We start from the raw sequence: 19,705 nt of genomic DNA, 5'->3' as shown, positions 1-19,705 counted from the left end.
ACTGTCTTAGTCACGGCTCAGCAACACCAATACCTCATAATGATCCGTGTGCGGGAACATATCGAACAGCTGCACCTTGCGCACACGATAACCACTGATGGCCGCCAGATCTTTGGCCAAAGATTCAGGGTTGCAGCTGGAATAGAGCAGATGCGGCGGCGCAAAGGTCGAAATGGCCTGGCAAAGCTCGGCCCCTATACCACGTCTCGGCGGATTGACTATCATAAGTTCCGGTACTTGGCCTGCCGACTGCGCCACAGCAAAACTGCCCGAATCCAGCGCCTTGAAGTCCACCCGCTCAAGCCCCAACTTTTCGGCGGATAACTTGGCGCAGGCGATGGCTTCGGCCTCGATTTCGATACCTGTAAGCTCTGTGTCTTTGCTGGCGCAGTGCAGCCCAAAACCGCCGACACCACAGAAGAGATCCCAAATCGACTCAGGCTTCAGCTCACTGACCCAGTCTTTGGCGCTCTGATAGAGGGCCGCCGCTACTTGTGGGTTGGTTTGAAAGAAGCTCTTGGGGCGGATATAAAGAGGCACGCCATTGAAGGACTCCTCCAGACGCTGCGCCTCGGTGAGAAAAATCTCCTGCTCACCTTCGAGCCTGGCCATATGAACCGGCTGCAGATTCACAGATACCAGCTTGATGGCAGGAAACTCGGCCAGCAGCTTTGGCAGTTCACGCTCTATCCGTTCGATGGATTGCCTGGAGCGCAACACAAACCTGAGCATAAAGTCGCCGCTGATTTCGGCGCGGGTCAACAACACAAACTTGAGTTCGCCCTTGGCCTTATCTACCCGATAGGGTGGGATCCCGGCCTGACGCACAAACAGCTCAAGCCGATGCAGCAGGGCCTGCATATCGGCAGGATAAAGAGGACAATCGCACAGGCTCACGGCCTCACCACTCGGGGAAACTATCCCCAGAATGGGTTGATGGGCGGCCCCGAGTGCCACCATCTTGGCCTTGTTGCGAAAACCCAGGGACGGCCCGCTGACCGGGGCTAAGAGTTCAAAGGGGGTAAAGGGGCTGAGCAACTGCGCCAACTGCTCACTCTTGGCGGCCAGTTGTTGCACCATTGGCGTTGCTATGTGAGTACAGGAGCGGCACTTGCCCTGCGCAAAAAAGTCACATCTCACTCTAATATATCCCAAGTTTCCAATTCAGCCCGGCGGCAAAAGCGGCACACTTTAGCCTGTTTCACCCTAAAAATCATCCCAGCATCAGCTTGTCGACATCCGCTTTGGGGCTGCGTTTGCCAAGCACCTTGCTTATCTCTGCCGTCACCGCTTTGGCAGTGGCACGAAAGGTGGTTAACTTACCGCCGTAGAGCGTCAGCAATCTGGGATGGGAATAACGCTGGTACAACTGTACCTCCCGCGGCCGACCAAAGGCATCGCCATCACCCTTAGGCAGCACCCGCATGCCACTGAAATGCGCCAATACCTTGGCTTCAAGCGCCTCTGTAGTGACAGCACCCGTGAAACTGCCAGAGCCTCCAAAATAGTGCCGATAGATCCCCAGCAGATAAGCTATCTCCTCTCGGGTGATCTGCGGAACCGGTCCCTGGCAGAGGGTTTCCGTGGTGCCTATCAGCGTCTTGCCGTACCAAGGCATCACGAATACCACCCGCTCATCGAAGCAGGACTCCAGATAGAGCACCCCGGGCGGCGCAGGAATATCCAGAAGCAAATGACTCCCCTGTACCCAGTCTATTGCCGTCTGGGCTATGGGCGGTGTCACCCGCGCCAGCAGTTCGTTGACAAAGGCGCCGGCGGCGTTGACCAGAAAGCGGCAGTGCAGCATTTTGTCGCCATCCGCATCCCGGTAACTCAGCTTACATCCCTGAGGCTTATGCTCTATTGTCAAACACTCGGCGCCCTCGCGGATATCGGCACCGAGCAACCTGGCGCTGTCGGCCACCGCCTTGGTCAGCAAGGCATCATCCGTCTGGGCATCCCAGTATTGGAACATATGGGTCATTCCGGCCAGCTTGAGTCCGGGAAAGCTCCCCCAAGCCCTGGCAGGCAGGCTACGAAAACGGCCCAGGCGGTCAAACTCGCTCAGCAAGCCGTAGAGGCTGAGGCCGGCCCTGAGGGTCAAGGCGCCGCGGCGACTGTCACGATAAACCGGGATAAAGAAAGGGACGGCCTTGACCAAGGTTGGCGCCAGACGCAATAACTCACGCCGGGCCCGCAGCGATTCACGCACCAGATCCAGTTGCCCGGACTCGAGATAACGTAAGCCGCCATGGATCAGTTTGCTGGACTGGGAGGAGGTGCCTGCCGCCAGAGTGGACTTTTCCAGTAGCACCACGGAATAACCGGCCGCCGCCGCGCACTGCGCCACCGCCACGCCGGAGATGCCACCACCTATGATTGCCAGATCGACCTGTTCCATCAGCCTCTTTCCGTTAACGTTCCAATTGCTGCCACAGGGTGTCACACAAGCTTTTCAGTTGTTGCAGCTCCGCCCGCGGCATGGCGCTGCGACACAGCATCTGCTCGGGCACATCGGCGGCGCGCGCTTGCAAAGCCTGGCCGGCATCAGTGAGCGTCAATACCCGCACCCGCTCGTCCTGTTCACTGCGGCCTCTTAACAGCAAACCTTTAGATTCCAGGCGTTTGAGCAAGGGCGTCAAAGTGCCTGAATCCAGATGCAAACGCTCACCCAGCGCCTTGACACTGATGCCCTTGTGTTGCCAAAGCACCAGCATAGCCAGATATTGCGGATAGGTAAGATCCAGGGCATCCAGCACAGGCCGGTAGGCCCGCACCATAGCATTGGCGGCGCTGTATAGCGAAAAGCAGACCTGGTTTTCCAGGCACAGGGGTTCGTTTGACATATGCAAACCCTAAACACAATTTAATTGCGCACAATATACTTGCTTCCGGAACAAATATCGATCTATCATTGCCAGCAATTAGGTTGTACACAATTTAAATTAAGGAAACTACTATGCTCTATCACACTCAAGCCACAGCCAAAGCCGGCCGCAACGGCGAAGTAGTCACCCATGACGGTGCCTTGTCATTGACCCTAAGCTATCCCAAGGAGATGGGCGGGACAGGAACCGGAGCCAATCCGGAACAGTTGTTTGCCGCCGGATACGCCGCCTGTTTCTCCAACGCCATTTTACATGTGGCGCGCCTGGACAAAATCAAGCTTGCCAGCGCTCCTGTCACCGCAGATGTCGGCTTGATCAGTCAAGATGGCGGGTTTGCGCTGCAGGTATCTCTGGCTGTCACTCTGCCGCTTGCACAAGCTGAGGCTGAAGCCTTGGTGCTCAAGGCCCACAATGTTTGCCCCTACTCCAATGCCACCCGCAACAATCTTAATGTAGGGCTCACAGTGAATGATATTAAGATCAACTGAAGCTCTGATATTATTCAGTCAATTACTTGGCAAGATATAAATAGATGTCGCAGTAATTAACCTTTTATTTCCTGCGACATTTTTCCGTCACCTACTCTGTATTCTGACGCTACAATTCAGAAAAAACTGATATTCATATAAAATTGATTTCCTCTGAACAATCGATTAAATTTGCGCCTCAAAAGTGGACAAGATCAATAATAAAGTCATAGTCAAAGGAGAATGATATGCGTGCCCTGATTCTGGGGTTACTGCTGTTTACCGGCGCGACCCAAGCCACCTGCGATAAAAGCGTCCTGCTTGGCAATGTCGATTATGCCAAGAACAGCTCTTATTTCAGTAGTCGGGATTCTTTGCAACTGGATAAAATTGTTGCTGATAATAGCGACAATTCAAGCGGCTATCTGTTATTGGAATTCAATATGGATAAGTCTATCGGCGATGAAGAGTTACAAAAATATAATATGTGGCTTGCCAATAGACGAATTGAAAGGGTTAAAGAATATTTAACCGCAGCACACTTCTCTCGCCCCATAGTCACTCGTATCCGCACAGCAACCCATAAAGACAATCGCGAAGTGAGTCTGCACTGGTGTAATAACCAACAGATGATGGCGACGATTGAAAAGCCAAGCGCCGCCGAATAACTAAGTACTTTCAAGATCCACAAATGTATGCCCCTTAGGGAAGGTGCGAAGTGGCTTACAGGCCCGTAAGCCGATGCAAGCACACATGGGACTTGTTCGCACCCTCCTTAGGCATTGCGCTAGAGTTTAAAACGGCCGACTTCACGGCGCAGCGAATCTGACAACTTTGCCAACTCCTGCGCTTTGACTGTGGCGCTGTTGGCCTCCTGTGACAGGGTTTGAGAAACCTCACGAATCGACTCGGTATTACGGTTGATTTCGCTGGTGACAGAGGTTTGCTCTTCGGCCGCTGTAGCTATCTGGCTGGCCATATCGGATATCTGGGTAATTGCTTGGCTTATCTGCGCCAGACTGGCACTGGCCGATTCGGCATCCATCACACTGGTTTCGGCCATCTGATGACTCTGAGCCATGGAGTTCACTGCCTTGGAAGCGGTTTTTTGCAAGGTCTCAATCATGGTCTGGATCTCTTGTGTCGACGCATGAGTGCGCTGCGACAACACCCTGACTTCATCAGCCACCACGGCAAAGCCACGCCCCTGCTCACCGGCTCTGGCAGCTTCGATGGCGGCGTTCAAAGCCAACAGATTGGTCTGCTCGGCAATACCGCTGATGGTCAACAAAATGCTGTTGATCTTCTGCGAGTGCTCGTTGAGCTCACCGATGATCTGACTGGCGGTATCCACTTCCTGCGCCAGGCTACGAATCGACTCCTGGCTCTGCAGCACCTGCTGTTGTCCACTGCCGGCCAGACCAACCGCCGACTGCGCAGTCTGTGCCGTCAGCTCGGCATTACTGGCGATCTCCTCGGTGGCGCTGGCCATTTCGGTTACAGCGGTTGCCACCATAGTGACTTCGTCCTGCTGCACTTCGATGCTCTGGCTGTTACTCTCGGCCGAATGGCGGGTCTCCTGTGCCTGACCTCCCAACTGCTGGGCTATGTCACTCATACGAGAAATCATGCCGTGCAAGCGTTCAACAAAACGATTAAAGCCGGCAGCGAGCATGCCTATCTCATCGTGCTGATTACGGGTCTCGATGCGGACTGTGAGGTCCCCTTCCCCTTCAGCAATATCGTTGAGCGCCTTGGCCAGACGTTCCAGATCGCGGAACTGGCTCTTGAATACCAATACCAGCAACAGACCAAAACCTACCAAAAACAACACGCCCACCGCAGACATCCACCATGCCAGCTCGGTGGCCTCGGCCATGATGCTTGCCTTGTCCATCACAAACATCAGTGCCCAATCTGTATGAGGCACCGCCGCCACGTAAAACAGCTTGCTGCTGCCGTCGAATGCCATCTCATCCAGGGTATTGGCGCTGATCCTGGCGCTGAGCCACTGAGGATTGAAGGCGCTGCCAAGACGGCTGAACTGCTGACCATTCAGCTCCTTGTCCGGATGGCTGATAATCAAGCCTGAGCGCTCAAGCATCACGGCATAGCCGTCACCCGGCACCTTGAGGGTTCGCACCGCATCTGTCAGTTGATCTATGGTGAGGTTAGCCGCTGCCACGCCCTGCAAACGGCCGTTATTCATTACTGGCTCGGCTATAGTGACCACCAGCTTTTGCAATGTGGCACTGACATAAGGCGCCGTCATTATCATGGCTCCTTCCCGCTTGGCATCCTGATACCAAGGGCGAACCCGGGGATCATAGCCAGCCGTATTCAGGCTGGGATCCTGACGGTACATATTACCCCGCTCATCGCCGTAGTAGGTCAAAGCAAAACCACTGGCCTCATGGGCCTGCATCAGAAAAGGGGTAATATTAATCTCAGGATTCCGCTGCAGAGTGCCCTTGAGACTGCTGACCGCCTTTTGTCTGTCATACATCCACAGCCCTATGCCGCCGGCAAAGGTGGTCGCCAGCTGATCGACCTCATGCTGGGTTCTCTGCATGGCATTATCACGAATAGAGAAGGAAGAAAGGCCAACCAGGGCGGCAACCGTAAGCAAAACTGCGCCCAAACTGACCAGCAGTAAGCGGGTTTTAAGCGTGAATTGCATAAGAAGTCCTATAGAAAATGTTGTGGGCAATAAAAGTGTAGCGGCAAAAATATAAATTACTGAAGTTGTTAAGCGCGTTGACACTGTTCGAATGCACTTTCATTACTCAAAGCTTAACAAATATCCATGTGTCTCACTTTAGGGACTTTTTCGAGTCTGCTAACAGTTTTGATGCTGCTTTTTCATGAATACCAAAGCTTTGGAGTAAAGTATTCGTAGGGCACTTGTAGCCTGAACCGGGCTATGGGTCATTCAGATACAATTTAATCCCTCTTACACAGGTAAGCTTATGTTAAGAACCTTCTTTCTCTGCCTGTTACTGAGTTTCAGCGCAGGCCTTACCGCAACCGAATATTCGGCGTCGCAGATCCAGTGGCAACAGGAGGATCAGCAAGGGCAGATCAAAATTCCTTTATATTTTGTCTGGTCCAAGACCTGCCCCCACTGCGCTGAAGCGCATCCATTCATTGACTCTCTGCCGAAGCGCTATCCCTGGATAGAGCTGCACTCTGTGATGGTGGGCGCCGAAGGCACTCAAGAGCTGTGGCAGCAGTTGGCCACAGAGACAGGAACAGAAGCCCGTTCTGTGCCCTATATGGCTACCTGTGGCAAGGCGATAGTCGGTTATTCCAGTGAAGAGGTAACAGGTCAATTCCTGCTCAACCGCCTCAAGAACTGCTACTTGCAGGCGGGCGGCCAGTTGAGCCCGGAAGATATGCCGGGACAAGCAAGTACTCAGGCAAGCACGAGCTCAACCCAGGCGCCGTTGTTTGGCACCTGCGCCAATGATGGTGGTGACGGCACTTGTGATGCCACGGCTCTGGCGGCAGAGCCGGAAGTGCAGCCAGTAGAGTTGCCTCTGGTTGGGGTGGTGACACCTGAAACCATGTCACTGCCAATCCTGACACTGGTACTGGCCGGTGTCGATGCCTTTAACCCCTGCGCCTTCTTTGTGCTCTTGTTCCTGTTGTCCATCATGGTCAATGCCAAGAGCCGCAGCCGTATGCTACTGGTTGGTGGCATCTTCGTGTTCTTCTCTGGCTTTATTTACTTCCTGTTTATGACCGCCTGGCTCAATATCTTCCAGCTATTAGGCGCCGGCAGTGATGGCGGGATGATTATTCTGGCGGCGGGGATCCTGGCGCTGATAGCAGGCACTATCAACATCAAAGACTACTTTTTTACCAAGGGGGAAGTGACCCTCTCCATGTCGGCGGAAAACCGCAGCGGACTTATCAAGCGCATGGGCAAGCTATCCAGCGCCTCCAGCCTGGCGACCATGATAGCCGGCACCACAGTGCTGGCGATTCTGGCCAACGCCTATGAGCTCTTGTGTACTGCCGGTTTCCCTATGATCTACACCAGTGTGCTCTCCATGCATAACCTGCCGAGCTTTGAGCGCTATATGTACCTGGTGCTGTACAACATTGTCTATGTGATCCCACTGGCCATCATAGTGATCGCTTTCAGCATGACGCTCGGTAAACGTAAGTTAACCGAGAAAGAGGGCCAGACCCTGAAGCTAATGTCCGGCATCATGATGCTTGGCTTGGGCGGCACCCTGGCGGTCAACCCGGCGGCGCTGCAGAGCGTAACCCTGGCATTGGGGCTGATTATCGGTGCCATAGTCATCACTATCCTGATTGTCAGCAGTAGAAAACTATTGGAGCGCCGCCGTAAGGCCGCTTGATGGCTCACGACTTGAAGTGCAGAGCCGCAGCAAGAAGCCGAGTCGCCCACTGGCGGCTTGGCTGCTTTGCCGGACAAGCGGGATTTAGGCTAAAGTTAAGGCTATTGATGCCGATAACAGTATCATGCCCGAGTCCCGACGTGACTCATTAACCCAGAGGAAAGCCATGACAGTTTCTCTCAACTCCCAGCCACTGCCGGTCAATATGGATACCGGCGCTGTCGGTGTTAAAGTCGCGCAACTGGCCAAGCAGCAACAAGAAGCCGAAGGCGAAATCGCGCTGCAACTTATTCAAGCCGCCACACCGGCACAAGAACCTGCCGGCCCGGTTGGTAACATAGGCCACAATATCAATACCACAGCCTGATCTTCCCAAGGTCCTGGCGATAAAATCAAAAAAACCGGCAACGCCGGTTTTTTATTGTGCTGGACTATTGCCCATCAAGCCGCTGCCGATTCATCCTCTGAATGGCGGATCAGGTAGTCAAAGGCTCCCAGAGAAGCGGTTGCACCGCTACCCATGGCGATGATGATCTGCTTATATGCCGAGTTGGTCACGTCACCGGCGGCAAACACCCCAGGCAGTGAAGTCTGACCGCGTTCATCGACAATGATCTCACCGCGCGGAGTCAACTCCACAGTACCGCGCAGCCATTCAGTGTTGGGCACCAGACCTATCTGCACAAAGATACCTGCCAGCGCAATATTATGCTGCTCGCCACTGGCTCTGTCTGTGTAGTTGAGCCCGATAACCCGACTGCCATCACCAAGGACTTCAGTCGTTTGCGCCTGGGTGATGATGGTGATGTTACCCATAGATTTAGCCTTGCGCTGCAGCACGTCATCGGCGCGCAATTTGCTGTCAAACTCGAGTACAGTCACATGCTCGACTATGTTGGCCAGATCGATAGCCGCCTCGATACCCGAGTTACCACCGCCGATCACCGCAACCCGTTTACCCTTGAACAGCGGGCCATCACAGTGAGGGCAATAAGCCACACCGCGGCCGCGATATTCCTGCTCACCGGGGACATTCATTTCCCGCCAGCGAGCCCCTGTAGCCAACAGGACAGTACGGCTCTTGAGTACGGCACCATTTTCCAGTTCTACTTCATAGAGACCATTGCTGCCAAGACGAACCGCCTTCTGGTTATCCATCACATCCACTTCATAGTCGCGAACATGCTCTTCCAGATTTGCCACCAACTTGGGGCCTTCAGTCGCCTTGACCGAAATAAAGTTTTCAATGCCTACGGTTTCGCTGACCTGACCACCGAACTTGTCGGCCAACAGCCCAGTGCGCAGTCCCTTACGGGCGGCATAGATGGCGGCTGATGCACCTGCAGGCCCGGCGCCAACCACCAGTACTTCGTAGGGCTTACGCTGGTTAAGGCTCTCGGCCTGGCGGGCAGAGGCATTGGTATCCAATTTACTGAGTATCTCTTTCAGGCTGATGCGGCCGGCAGAGAAAGGCTCGCCGTTCAGATAAACCGAAGGCACGGCCATGATGTTGCGCTGCTCAACCTCATCCTGGAACAGGGCACCATCTATCATGGTATTGCTGATCCGCGGGTTGATCGCCGCCATCATATTGAGCGCCTGCACCACATCCGGGCAGTTCTGGCAGCTCAGAGAAACAAAAGTTTCAAAATGATATTCCCCTGGCAGGCTGCGGATCTGCTCGATCAGCTCGGCCTCCAGCTTGATGGGATGCCCACCTGTGTGCAGCAGAGCCAGCACAAGTGAGGTAAATTCGTGCCCCATGGGCAAACCGGCAAAGCGTATGTCAGAACCCTTGATTGAGGTAACCTGCATCGCCGGGGTACGGGACAGTGACTGCTCGGTCACACTGACCAGGGAAGAGAGCGAGGCAATATCCTGTGCCAGAGCCAACAGCTCTTTGGACTTTGGGCTTTCATCTGCAGATACGACAAGTTCAACTGGTTGCTTGAGGTTCTGCAGATAGGTTTGCAGTTGATTTTTCAGATTCGCATCCAACATGATGACTCCAGAATCAGACTAAAGGAAAACAGAAACAGTGCGGGGAAAGAGGCTCCGAACCCTTGCAGGGGGAGGTTCGGAGCCTTCTGGGTCAGACTGGCAGTTTAGATTTTGCCAACCAGGTCCAGAGAAGGAGCCAGAGTTTCGTCGCCTGGCTGCCACTTGGCAGGGCAAACTTCGCCGTCGTGAGTGGCAACATATTGAGCAGCTTGGATCTTACGAACCAACTCGCTGGCGCTACGTCCGATACCCAGGTCATGGATTTCAGCGACTTTGATTTCACCTTCAGGGTTGCTGACGAAAGTACCGCGCAGGGCAACACCGTCTTCCTCAACCAGCACGCCGAAGTTACGGCTGATTTCACCGGTTGGGTCACCTATCATTGGGAATTGGATCTTATTGATGGTGTCGGAAGTATCGTGCCATGCCTTGTGAGTGAAGTGCTTGTCGGTAGACACAGAGTAAACTTCAACGCCCATGGCTTGCAGTTTTTCGTAGTGGTCAGCCATATCACCCAGTTCAGTTGGGCAAACGAAGGTAAAGTCGGCTGGATAGAAGAAAACTACAGACCACTTGCCCAGCAGATCCTGTTCGGTCAGCTCAACGAATTCACCTTTGTGGAAGGCGGTAGCTTTAAAGGGTTTGATTACAGAGTTGATGATTGACTGAGTCATTGTATGCTCCCATTTTCAGTTTGAATTGTCCGGGTCAACTTCATTGTTGCCCCTCGATGGAAGTCATATTAACCAAAGGGTTTAAAATAAGATAACGGATAAAAGCTGTTGCCTTAATCGGTTTTTCAGAGGAACTAGTGTCGGGAGCGAAAAAAGCGATTACCCTTCGCTCCCGGGCAAGTTATTGATCTATTGGTTCTCGCTGAACTTATGCTGTTCCAACCAATGGCTCAGCAGGCGTACACCATAACCGGTAGCACCGGCCGGAGCCAGTTGAGTGTCGCTCCTGACCAGGGCATTACCGGCAATGTCCAGATGAGCCCAGGGTTGATCACCGGCAAAACGCTTGAGAAACATCGCCGCCGAAGAAGCCCCGGCGCTACCTTCACGGCCTGTGTTGGTTAAGTCCGCTATGCTGGAATGCAGCTCTTCGCCGTAGGCCGGATCCAGCGGCAGGCGCCACAGCTTTTCCCCCACCTGCTGTCCCGCATAGGTCAGTTGCTGCACCAAAGGTTCCGAGTCACTGAACAGGCCGGCATATTCCACCCCTAGGGCACGCACCTTGGACCCTGTGAGGGTCGCCACATCCACTATCACTTGTGGTTGGTATTGCTCGCGGGCATACCAAAGACCGTCGGCCAGCACCAGGCGTCCTTCAGCGTCGGTATTGAGGACTTCAACCGTCAGCCCCTGGGCAGTCTTGATCACATCCCCCGGGATCATTGCACGACCCGAGACCATGTTTTCCGCCAGCGGCATAATACCCACCAGATTAACCGGCGCCTTGGAGGCGGCCATCGCCTTGACCGTTCCCAACACTGTGGCGGCGCCGGCCATATCTGACTTCATCCGCGCAATCGAAGTGCCGGTCGCCTTGATGTTATAGCCGCCTGAGTCAAAGGTAATCCCCTTACCCACCAGCGCAACCGCAGCATCCTCGCTGCCCTGCCAGTGCGCGACTACCAGTCTTGAGCCTCGCTCGCTGCCTTTGCCCACGGCCAGCAACGCGCCCATATTGAGTTTGGCCAAGTCTTTGGGTTCCAACACCTTAACCTTGACGCCAAGACGCTTGAGTTCCTTGGCCGCATCGGCAAAGGACTCGGGATAGAGTTCGGCGGCCGGTTTGTTGGTCAGATCCCGCGCCAGCGCCACTCCATCGGCAATCGCTGCCGACTTGAGGTGATTGGTCTTAGCTACCTTGGGCTCGGCGACCGCAAAATGGTACTGTTTTTCGGTGCGCGGCTTGGCCGTGAAGTCACGATAGCGGTAGCTGGCCAGGGAGATCCCCTGGGTCAATTCGGCGATAAACCCCTGGCTATTTGGGATATCAGCGGCCCATACCGCCACCTTGGGTTGTTTGACGGCTTCCAGGTGATTTGACAGCTTGCCCCCCAGCAAGGCTGTCTTCCCCGGCGTCAGTTCAGCATCCCCAAGCCCGAGCAGCAGCAGGCGATCTGCTTGGGTACCAATGGGGGCCAGCAATTCAAGCAGCTCGCCCTCCTGGCCTTTGAAGTTGGCTGCCGTAATGGCGCGCTGCAGTTGTTTGCGGGTATCCGCCTGCAATCCGGCGGCCGAGTAAAGGGTGCCATCCTGATGCTGGAACATCACCAAGGTGTTGGCCGGGGCGACTTGAGTGGCAAACTCATACTGTTCGGCCTGTGTCGTCCCAGCGCCCATAAGGCAGGATAGGGTCAGAAGTTTTACTGCTAATCTTTTGTTTTTATTCATTTGTACTGCTTATCATTATTGAGGGGCAGACAAATATAACATCAGGGCTTTTACGGACTAGTGCCCTTAACAATCCCTTACAAATTAGCCTACTGCCAGAGTTCGAAGCGACTGAGAGAGCGGCCTAGATCGCAGTCCAGCACAGCAGACAAGCCGGCGGCGCCCTGCTTGAGCCCGGCACTGGTAAAGTTTTTCGGTGTCCTTGAGGCAAACACTACCCAGTTGCCGCCCCCCGTGAGGCAGGCCCGCACATCGGGGAAATGTTGCTGCAGGCGAGCCAGCAGGCCTCTGTCCTGACTGTGCTCTTTCCAGCAGTTGAGCACCAGCAAACCTTCACTCTTGAGCAGCGCCAAGCTCTGCTCGATAAAGGTTTGGCGCAGTTGACCGGCATCCACGCCTTCAGAGCCGTAGAGATCGGCGAAGATAATATCTACCTTCTTGTGCTCGGCACTGGCCAGAAACTGATTGGCATCCTGATTGATAAGGTTCAGCTTTTTCGACAGTGGCAGTTGAAAATGGCTCTTGGCCAACTCAAGCACCAGGGGGCGCAACTCGACCGCTGTAAGCTTGATAGCGGCATCAAAATGCCTCAGCGCATGCACCAAAGCGCCGCCGCCCAGCCCCAAAATGATGGCGCTCTTGGGTTTGAGGTACAAAAGCGCCAGCAGCATGGCCTGCACATAGGTGTGCTGCGGCACATGGGGGGCCTTTTTCAACAGTTTGCTCTGCTCATCATGTTCGCCGAAGGCCAAGATCCGACAGTCGCCATCATCGAGGACAGCGACGCTGCCCCATTCATCCTGTTGCTGCACTAAGGTGCGATAATCTGCCATGCTTGAATAATTCTCGGTTGGGGAGTTTATCCCCTGTGACAAAGTCGCTAGTATGCCAGCAAATGCCTTATTTCTCACAGAAGCATACGCCATATGACTCACAATATTCTGATTGCCTGCCTCTATCTCGGGGTGTTTTTCTTTCTGCAGCGGGCGCTGAAAAATGCGGTGCAAACCCTGGCGGACAAGAAACAGGTCAGCGCCGCCCGTACCAGCCTGGTGACCCGCTTTATCAGCTATCTGTTGTTCTTTGTCACTCTGTCGTTGATGGCCGTTTCTCTGGGACTCGGCTATCAGGAGGTTTCACTGTTCGTGTCTTCGGCATTTGCCGTGCTGGGGGTGGCTTTGGTGGCCCAGTGGTCGATACTGAGTAACCTCACCGCCGGGGTGCTGATCTTTTTTGTGTTTCCCTACAAAGTCGGTGAGCGGATCAAAGTCGTCGACAAGGATGAAGATATTACCGGGGTATTGTTGGAAGTGGGGCTGTTCCACGTGCTTATCCGCCGCGACAACGGCGATACTGTTACCTACCCCAACAACCTGATACTGCAAAAAGCCGTGCTGAAGCTGGCACCCGGCAATGCCTCGGCACCGCAGGCACAAGAGACAACACCGGAGCAGTTACCCAAGCAGGATTAATTGAGCCTGCGCTGAAACAGCGCCAGCGCCTGCTGATACATCTGCAACGCCAATGCCGGGTCATAACGGGGATCGCCATCCCTCATAAAGGCGTGCTGGGCATTGAGCTCCTGCCAGCTGTATAAGGTCTGGCATTGCTCCAGCCTTTGCTGGATGAGACGGCGCCCTTCACTCGGCACATGGGGGTCCTGCTTGCCCCAGATCATCACCAACTCGGCGCGAATATCCCGGCAGCGGCTCAGAGAGTCATTCCCCGGCGCACTCGGGATAGCGCCGCTGTGAATATCTGTGGCATAGAGACAAAATGCCGCTGCTATGTCGGGGTTAAGGGCGGCGCGAAATGCCAGGTGACCGCCAACGCAGACGCCCATGGCACCTATCCGGCCACGGCTCCAGGGCTGAGCCCGAATAAAATCCACCAACGCCTGAGTATCATCATCGTGGGCTTCCAATGGCTTGCTCAGCTTATCGCTGTTGCCTTTGTCCTTGCCACTGTCATCATAGCCAAGCACAGTGCCCGGCGGATTGAGCTCGTGGAAAATCTCCGGCACCAATACCACAAAGCCGTGACCGGCCAGCATACAAGCCATGCGGCTTATAGGTGCGGTTTCCTGAAAGATTTCCGAGTAAAAAATGATGGCGGGAAAACAACCCTCGCTATCGGGACGATAGACCCGGGTTTGCATGCTGCCGCTTGCCGTCGGCAGTTGATGAAGACTCTGTGTAACCAGCATGACACCTCCCTATGAGCATCTCCCCGATGCGATTATCTCAATCTAGCAATCGGGGAGTCAGGTGTCAGTATTTATCTTTAGGGAATTCTTGCAAAGGACTAAGGCCATTTGCTACGAACCACGCCTTGCATCCAGGCCTGTAAGCCGACGCAGAGCACACATGGGACTTGTTCGCACCTTCCTTAGAAAAGCTCGTTACCCGAACGCTCACCGCTGAGGAGTTTCTGCACATTGGACAGTGTGGTGTGGGCGATGGCGCCCAAGGCCTCTTCGGTCAAAAACGCCTGGTGACCGGTAAAGATCACGTTGTGGCAAGCCGATAAACGCCGGAATACATCGTCCTGGATCACTTCGTTGGACTTATCTTCAAAGAACAGCTCTTTCTCGTTCTCATACACATCCAACCCCAACGAACCTATCTGTCCGAGCTTGAGCGCTTCCATGGCATCTATGGCGTTGAGCAAGCCGCCACGACTGGTGTTAATCACCATCATCCCCGGCTTCATCTTGGCAAAGCTGTCTGCGTTGAGCAGATGACGGTTTTCCACCGTCAGCGGGCAATGAAGACTGATGATATCGCTCTGTTGGTACATCTCATCCAGAGTGACATAACGAGCACCCAGCGCCTCTACTTGCGGGTTGGGATAAGGGTCAAACGCCAATACTTTGCAGCCAAAGCCCAGCAAGACCTTGATGGTAGCGATACCGATTTTCCCTGTGCCGACCACGCCCACAGTCTTACCGAACATGTTGAAACCCACTAACCCTTCGAGAGAGAAGTTGGCATCCCGGGTGCGTTGATACGCCTTATGGATCTTGCGGTTCAGGGTCAATATCAGGGCGACCGTATGCTCGGCCACAGACTCGGGAGAATAAGCAGGGACATTGACAACATTCATTCCCAGACGTTTGGCCGCATCCAGGTCGACATTATTAAAGCCGGCGCAACGCATGGCGATAATCCGGGTGCCGTTGGCAGCCAATTCTGTCAACACATCGTCATTGAGTTCATCGTTGACGAAGGCGCAGATCACTTCGAATCCGTAAGCCAGTTTCACTGTTTGCATGCATAGGCGCACATCAAAGTACTCAATTTGCGCCCCGAAGGCCTCGTTGGTACGGTTGAAATGCTGCATGTCGTAACGCTTGGCGCTGAAAAAACCTATCTTCATGCTGTTTATGACCCGGTAATTGGAATGGTAGCTAAAAGTGTAAGTGAATTACCTAAACTTGTCTTTGCCTGGCACAGACAATCTCACCGGAAACATGATGCAGCGCAATAAAAAGAAAAAAGCGGACTCCTGACAGTCCGCTTTTTTATAGGGGCTCAAACGCCCCGACTCCGTGCTATCGGAGAATTAGCTTGGCCTAGTGCTCTTTAGCGTACTTGGCAGCTTCAGCACCGGCGATACGACCGAAGGTTACGATATCAGAGATAGCGTTACCACCCAGACGGTTGGCACCGTGAACACCACCAGTGGCTTCACCGGCAGCATACATACCTTGGATCAGATGACCGTCTTTGGCTTTAACCTCAGTCTTGGTATCGATCTTCACGCCACCCATGCTGTGGTGTACAGCTGGCTTAACTTCGATGGCATAGTAAGGAGCAGTACCCAATTCACGAGGCAGGTTAGGACGCTCGAATTGAGTGTCTTTGCCAGATTTCACGAAACCGTTGTAGGTAGCGATAGTCTTGGCCAGCTCGGCACCTGGAACACCAATCTTCTTGGCCAGTTCTTCAGGAGTCTTACCTTCGTCAACAATGCCCAGGTGGACATAGTTTTCAATCTTCTTCAAGCTCTTACGAACTGAGTCATCGAATACCAAGAAGGCGCTGGCACCTTTCTGTTTCAGGATGGCTGCAGAAGCCTTGTCACGAGTAGTGATTTCGTTGACGAAACGGTCACCTTCGCGGTTAACCAGGATAGCACCGTTACCACGTACGGCTTCAGTTACCATCACACCACCACGTGGAGACAGAGTTGGGTGAGCCTGTACCCATTCCAGATCGCGGGTATCAGCACCGGCTTGCATGGCAACATCCAGACCGTCACCGGTTGCACCTGGGTGGTTGGTAGCAGCAAAGCCTTTCAGTTTAGGATCGTACTTGGCAACGCGGTCGTTGTTTCTGGCAAAACCACCGGTAGCCATAACCACGGCATCAGCCTTGATCACATAGTAACCAGTGTACTTACCTTCAACCAGAACGCCGGTCACTTTACCTGAATCATCTTTCAGTACGCGAACAACGCGGCTGTTCAGACGGATATCGGTACCGCGCTTAACAGCGTTGTCCCACAGAACCTGAGCTACGTGAGCACCCACACCGGCACCACCAGTTGGACGGTGGCTACGGTTTACACTGGCACCACCCATACGACCTACGTCATTCATGTCGGCGCCCATAGCGGTCAACCAGTCGATAGAGTCGGAAGAGTTATTGGCCAGTACTTTAACCAGCTCAGGATCGTTGATGTTACGGCCACCTTTCATGGTGTCCTCAATCATGATCTCTTTCTTGTCTTTAATGCCCAGAGCCGCTTGAGGCTTGGTTTCAGCAGCGTTCATACCACCGGCAGCCAGCTTGGTGTTACCACCAGCAACAGGTTCTTTTTCCAACAGAATCACTTTGGCACCGTTGTCGCGGGCAGATACTGCAGCGGCCAGACCGGCACCACCAGAACCTATGATAACCACGTCAGTGGTTTCACGAGGACCAGCTGCGATGGCTTTGTCTTGAGCATCTTTCTGCACGTCGATAGGAACGAACTTACGCTCCCACTTACCGCCGAATGGCATATCGAAGCCGAAGCTATGGCAAGCGTCACAGTATGCCACTGATTTTTCATGGCCTATGTGGCAAGAAGTACAAGCGATTTCACCGATAAGGTGAGACTTGTGTGGAGAAATCTTCAGATCTTTTTCACCGGCAGCAATCTCATTCAGATCACCGTGGCAGCTAACGCATTGCGCGTTCTCATGGGTCAGGTTGTCATCGGTTGGACCTTTCTCGGAAACGTGGCAAGTATCGCAACCGCCCATCTCACCATGAAAATCCGCCAATACATCTGCGCCGGCATAAGCTGTACCGGCCATCATGCCGGAAATCAGAGCAGCCAGTGCTGTTTTTTTAAGTGCTCCCGTGAACATAGAGTGTTCCTCCACCATATTATTTCACATACTCATATATAGCTATTTCGTACTACAGTGCTTTTTAGTTTTTTATACCAATTACCAAGGCTGTAGCACGTCATATCTCCCACGGCAGAAGATATCACTACCCCTTTAGGCATATATTTAACTGAGTCACAAAAAATTTCCTGTTGCAGACAGCTATCTGCATTTCTGTGCACTTTTGCAGGTTAGCCGGTCACATATTGATACAAATCACGGTCAGCGTACCGTATAGCTGACGAGGTTAACGTTTTGAGGTTCTGTATTTCCATGTGAGAAGACTCGACAAATACAGGATCAAGCATAGTCGCCAATTGGCGAATGCTGCTAAGCTAACGGAAAATTTGTATTCTGGATCACAGATATCATCGCCATGACTAAAACACAGATGTCTGAAAAGCAGTTTTGGCTGCAACGCCTTTGTAAGACCAGCCTCAGAGCCCTGCACATTTTGGGAATAGTCGGTGCCGGTGGCGGTATTTTGCTATCTGTCCCCAGAGAAAGCTGGCAACTCTACTGGATAATGGCCATGGCCAGCGGCAGTTGCCTGATGCTGTGGGAGATAGTCCGGGATTGGCGCTGGCTTATTCAACTGAAAGGGGTATTGACCCTGGTGAAGCTGCTGTTGCTCCTGTTGTTTATCCCCCTGGCAGCCTACAAGAGCGAGTTGCTTGTGACTGTGGTTTTACTTTCGGTCATAGTGTCACACGGGCCCGCGGGCTTGCGGCATTACTCTATAGTTCACAGACGCAGAATCGACAGTCGCAAGGAGATCAAGGGATGAAGACCGCAGAACTGATCACAGCCTTTGACCGACACCCAGAGATAACACCTGAGCTCAGGGTGCTGGACCTGGCCTGCGGCTCAGGGCGCAATGGCTATTGGTTTGCCAAACAGGGGGCCGAGGTCACCTTCATCGACCGTAACCCCGAGAGCTTTGATGAACTCTGGCGCCAGTTTCCTCACTGCCAATTCCTGGAATGGAACCTTGAGCAGGGTGAAAAGCCCGATCTGCTCCCTTTCGACGTGGTATTGGTGTTCAACTATCTACATCGCCCTTCGCTGCCCTGGATTGCCAAACAACTCAAGCCAGGAGGCTTGCTGTTTTACGAAACCTTTACTCGAGAACAGGCCAAGTTCGGCCGTCCCAGCAACCCGGACTTTTTATTGAATGAAGGTGAGCTAGAACACAGATTTGCCAAATTCGAGACTTTACATTACTTTGAAGGCCATATGCCCGGCGGAGAAACGGGAATGCTGCAAGCCAAGGCACAATTGATTGCCAGAGCCGTCCGCTGATCCGCCTCCATTCAGCTGTATCAAGGACCTGCAATGTTTCCCTATCCCGAGCAGTATCGGCTTGCCCTGCCCCCGTTGATCACCGCCTTTATGGTGCTCTGGTCACTGTTGACCCGGCCTCTGCTGGGAGATTCCAGCCCATTCGCCCTTTATCCCTTGTTGTTACTGTTCCCTCTGGTGCTTGGGCTGCACCTGCACCTTATCTGGCAAGCAGCCGGCTTACGTCGCCTGGATCAGGCTTTCTACGCTTTGGTACACGGTATTCTGGCTTTTGTGGTCTGGACCTTTTGCATCATGCATGTGGGCGGTCACAGCTTCTCCTAAGCTTCCTGGTGAATAAAAAGGGGCACGGTTTACACCGTGCCCCTTTGGCTTGGAAAGGGAGAGTTATTTGTCCTTAGGGTCGAGCAAGCTTGATTCTTCGGACGCAAGAACCAAGTTTAAAAACAGGTAGTACACCAATACAAAAGCGCTCAGTGAACCGACCAAATAGAGAGTTACCTGTAACATGATGGCCTCCACTGACGGTTATAGATTGATGGACTCATCGGGGATCTTGTAAATCACACACTCTGGATACGGCTCACACAGAGATGGCGTATTGACTTCATCCTTGCCCTTGGTGGGTGTCGACGCCAGCAGTAGCGGTAAAGCAAACAGAGTAGAAAGCAATGCAAATCCAATCGCATTTTTCACAAACTGATTCAAACTTTTCATCATCTTTTCTCCTGCTGGGAAGGGGTGGGCGCAAGCTGCGCCCGAGATTGCTTCGACCTTTTTGCCTGGTACTCAGAGTAAAAACCAAGCACTTTAAAAGTCAGGCAATCAAGCTTGCCCCTAAAGCTATCTCAGACAGAGAAAAGCACCATAATGAAAAAGTGATGGAAAGGTGATG

General features: G+C 53.4%; 20 protein-coding genes. 8 read left to right on the top strand and 12 right to left on the bottom strand.

Annotated features, from left to right (window positions below):
* Nucleotides 1–6: 6 nt before the first annotated feature.
* The 3 genes from rlmC to CX651_RS01180 all read right to left on the bottom strand — a co-directional run bounded on the left by rlmC (nt 7) and on the right by CX651_RS01180 (nt 2,846).
* On the bottom strand, nt 7–1,140 hold the full coding sequence (gene rlmC, locus CX651_RS01190; protein WP_101052832.1) for a 23S rRNA (uracil(747)-C(5))-methyltransferase RlmC: 1,134 nt from the start codon (nt 1,138–1,140) through the stop codon (nt 7–9).
* 73 nt (nt 1,141–1,213) lie between these two features.
* The gene (locus CX651_RS01185) at nt 1,214–2,401 is read right to left on the bottom strand and encodes an FAD-dependent oxidoreductase (protein WP_101052830.1); all 1,188 of its coding nucleotides are present in this window, start codon (nt 2,399–2,401) and stop codon (nt 1,214–1,216) included.
* Nucleotides 2,402–2,414: 13 nt separating this feature from the next.
* Entirely contained in the window at nt 2,415–2,846 is a 432-nt protein-coding gene (locus CX651_RS01180; RefSeq protein WP_101052828.1) for a MarR family winged helix-turn-helix transcriptional regulator, read from the bottom strand.
* Nucleotides 2,847–2,959: 113 nt separating this feature from the next.
* Between CX651_RS01180 and CX651_RS01175 the strand changes: the two genes are divergently transcribed.
* Entirely contained in the window at nt 2,960–3,376 is a 417-nt protein-coding gene (locus tag CX651_RS01175; protein ID WP_101052826.1) for an organic hydroperoxide resistance protein, read from the top strand.
* Between the two features lie 227 nt (nt 3,377–3,603).
* The gene (locus CX651_RS01170; RefSeq protein WP_101052824.1) at nt 3,604–4,023 is read left to right on the top strand and encodes an OmpA family protein; all 420 of its coding nucleotides are present in this window, start codon (nt 3,604–3,606) and stop codon (nt 4,021–4,023) included.
* A 119-nt stretch (nt 4,024–4,142) separates the two neighbouring features.
* Here the strand turns inward: CX651_RS01170 and CX651_RS01165 are convergent, their stop codons facing one another.
* The gene (locus CX651_RS01165; RefSeq protein ID WP_101052822.1) at nt 4,143–6,035 is read right to left on the bottom strand and encodes a methyl-accepting chemotaxis protein; all 1,893 of its coding nucleotides are present in this window, start codon (nt 6,033–6,035) and stop codon (nt 4,143–4,145) included.
* Between the two features lie 289 nt (nt 6,036–6,324).
* Here CX651_RS01165 and CX651_RS01160 point away from each other — a divergent pair, with 289 nt between their 5' ends.
* Both CX651_RS01160 and CX651_RS01155 read left to right on the top strand, forming a co-directional pair.
* Entirely contained in the window at nt 6,325–7,725 is a 1,401-nt protein-coding gene (locus CX651_RS01160) for a cytochrome C biosynthesis protein (RefSeq protein ID WP_101052820.1), read from the top strand.
* Between the two features lie 166 nt (nt 7,726–7,891).
* Nucleotides 7,892–8,092, top strand: a complete 201-nt coding sequence (locus CX651_RS01155; protein WP_101052819.1) for a cytoplasmic protein — start codon at nt 7,892–7,894, stop codon at nt 8,090–8,092.
* A gap of 74 nt (nt 8,093–8,166) precedes the next feature.
* On the opposite strand, the gene ahpF is transcribed toward CX651_RS01155, so the two are convergent.
* The 4 genes from ahpF to CX651_RS01135 form a co-directional block, all read right to left on the bottom strand.
* Nucleotides 8,167–9,726: an alkyl hydroperoxide reductase subunit F gene (gene ahpF, locus CX651_RS01150; protein ID WP_071238453.1), complete on the bottom strand. Its 1,560-nt coding sequence runs from the start codon at nt 9,724–9,726 to the stop codon at nt 8,167–8,169.
* Nucleotides 9,727–9,830: 104 nt separating this feature from the next.
* Nucleotides 9,831–10,400 carry an alkyl hydroperoxide reductase subunit C gene (ahpC, locus tag CX651_RS01145; protein ID WP_028779456.1) on the bottom strand — a complete coding sequence of 190 codons (570 nt, stop codon included), beginning with the start codon at nt 10,398–10,400 and terminating at the stop codon, nt 9,831–9,833.
* A gap of 189 nt (nt 10,401–10,589) precedes the next feature.
* On the bottom strand, nt 10,590–12,128 hold the full coding sequence (locus CX651_RS01140) for a leucyl aminopeptidase (protein WP_101052817.1): 1,539 nt from the start codon (nt 12,126–12,128) through the stop codon (nt 10,590–10,592).
* Between the two features lie 89 nt (nt 12,129–12,217).
* Nucleotides 12,218–12,961, bottom strand: coding sequence for a spermidine synthase (locus CX651_RS01135; RefSeq protein WP_101052815.1), 744 nt, complete (start codon nt 12,959–12,961; stop codon nt 12,218–12,220).
* A gap of 93 nt (nt 12,962–13,054) precedes the next feature.
* Between CX651_RS01135 and CX651_RS01130 the strand changes: the two genes are divergently transcribed.
* The gene (locus tag CX651_RS01130; protein ID WP_039035050.1) at nt 13,055–13,600 is read left to right on the top strand and encodes a mechanosensitive ion channel family protein; all 546 of its coding nucleotides are present in this window, start codon (nt 13,055–13,057) and stop codon (nt 13,598–13,600) included.
* Here the strand turns inward: CX651_RS01130 and CX651_RS01125 are convergent.
* The 3 genes from CX651_RS01125 to fccA form a co-directional block, all read right to left on the bottom strand.
* A complete protein-coding gene (locus tag CX651_RS01125) occupies nt 13,597–14,334 on the bottom strand; it encodes a dienelactone hydrolase family protein (protein WP_025888680.1) in 738 nt (245 codons plus the stop codon). The genes CX651_RS01130 and CX651_RS01125 overlap by 4 nt on opposite strands.
* Nucleotides 14,335–14,516: 182 nt before the next feature.
* A complete protein-coding gene (locus CX651_RS01120; protein ID WP_101052813.1) occupies nt 14,517–15,506 on the bottom strand; it encodes a 2-hydroxyacid dehydrogenase in 990 nt (329 codons plus the stop codon).
* A 196-nt stretch (nt 15,507–15,702) separates the two neighbouring features.
* Nucleotides 15,703–17,487, bottom strand: coding sequence for a fumarate reductase flavoprotein subunit FccA (gene fccA / locus CX651_RS01115; protein ID WP_101052811.1), 1,785 nt, complete (start codon nt 17,485–17,487; stop codon nt 15,703–15,705).
* Between the two features lie 397 nt (nt 17,488–17,884).
* Between fccA and CX651_RS01110 the strand changes: the two genes are divergently transcribed.
* Genes CX651_RS01110 through CX651_RS01100 form a run of 3 tightly spaced genes read left to right on the top strand, consistent with a single transcriptional unit; the run spans nt 17,885 to nt 19,134 of the window.
* A complete protein-coding gene (locus CX651_RS01110; protein ID WP_101052809.1) occupies nt 17,885–18,295 on the top strand; it encodes a hypothetical protein in 411 nt (136 codons plus the stop codon).
* Entirely contained in the window at nt 18,292–18,810 is a 519-nt protein-coding gene (locus CX651_RS01105; RefSeq protein WP_101052807.1) for a class I SAM-dependent methyltransferase, read from the top strand. The genes CX651_RS01110 and CX651_RS01105 overlap by 4 nt, the downstream gene beginning before the upstream one ends.
* 33 nt (nt 18,811–18,843) lie before the next feature.
* Nucleotides 18,844–19,134 carry a hypothetical protein gene (locus CX651_RS01100; RefSeq protein ID WP_101052805.1) on the top strand — a complete coding sequence of 97 codons (291 nt, stop codon included), beginning with the start codon at nt 18,844–18,846 and terminating at the stop codon, nt 19,132–19,134.
* A 204-nt stretch (nt 19,135–19,338) separates the two neighbouring features.
* On the opposite strand, the gene CX651_RS01095 is transcribed toward CX651_RS01100, so the two are convergent.
* Nucleotides 19,339–19,530, bottom strand: coding sequence for a hypothetical protein (locus CX651_RS01095; RefSeq protein ID WP_039035056.1), 192 nt, complete (start codon nt 19,528–19,530; stop codon nt 19,339–19,341).
* Nucleotides 19,531–19,705: the final 175 nt, after the last annotated feature.

Source organism: Shewanella chilikensis (genome assembly GCF_002836945.1).
GTDB lineage: Bacteria > Pseudomonadota > Gammaproteobacteria > Enterobacterales > Shewanellaceae > Shewanella > Shewanella chilikensis.
This window is presented reverse-complemented; position numbering and strand designations above follow the sequence as displayed.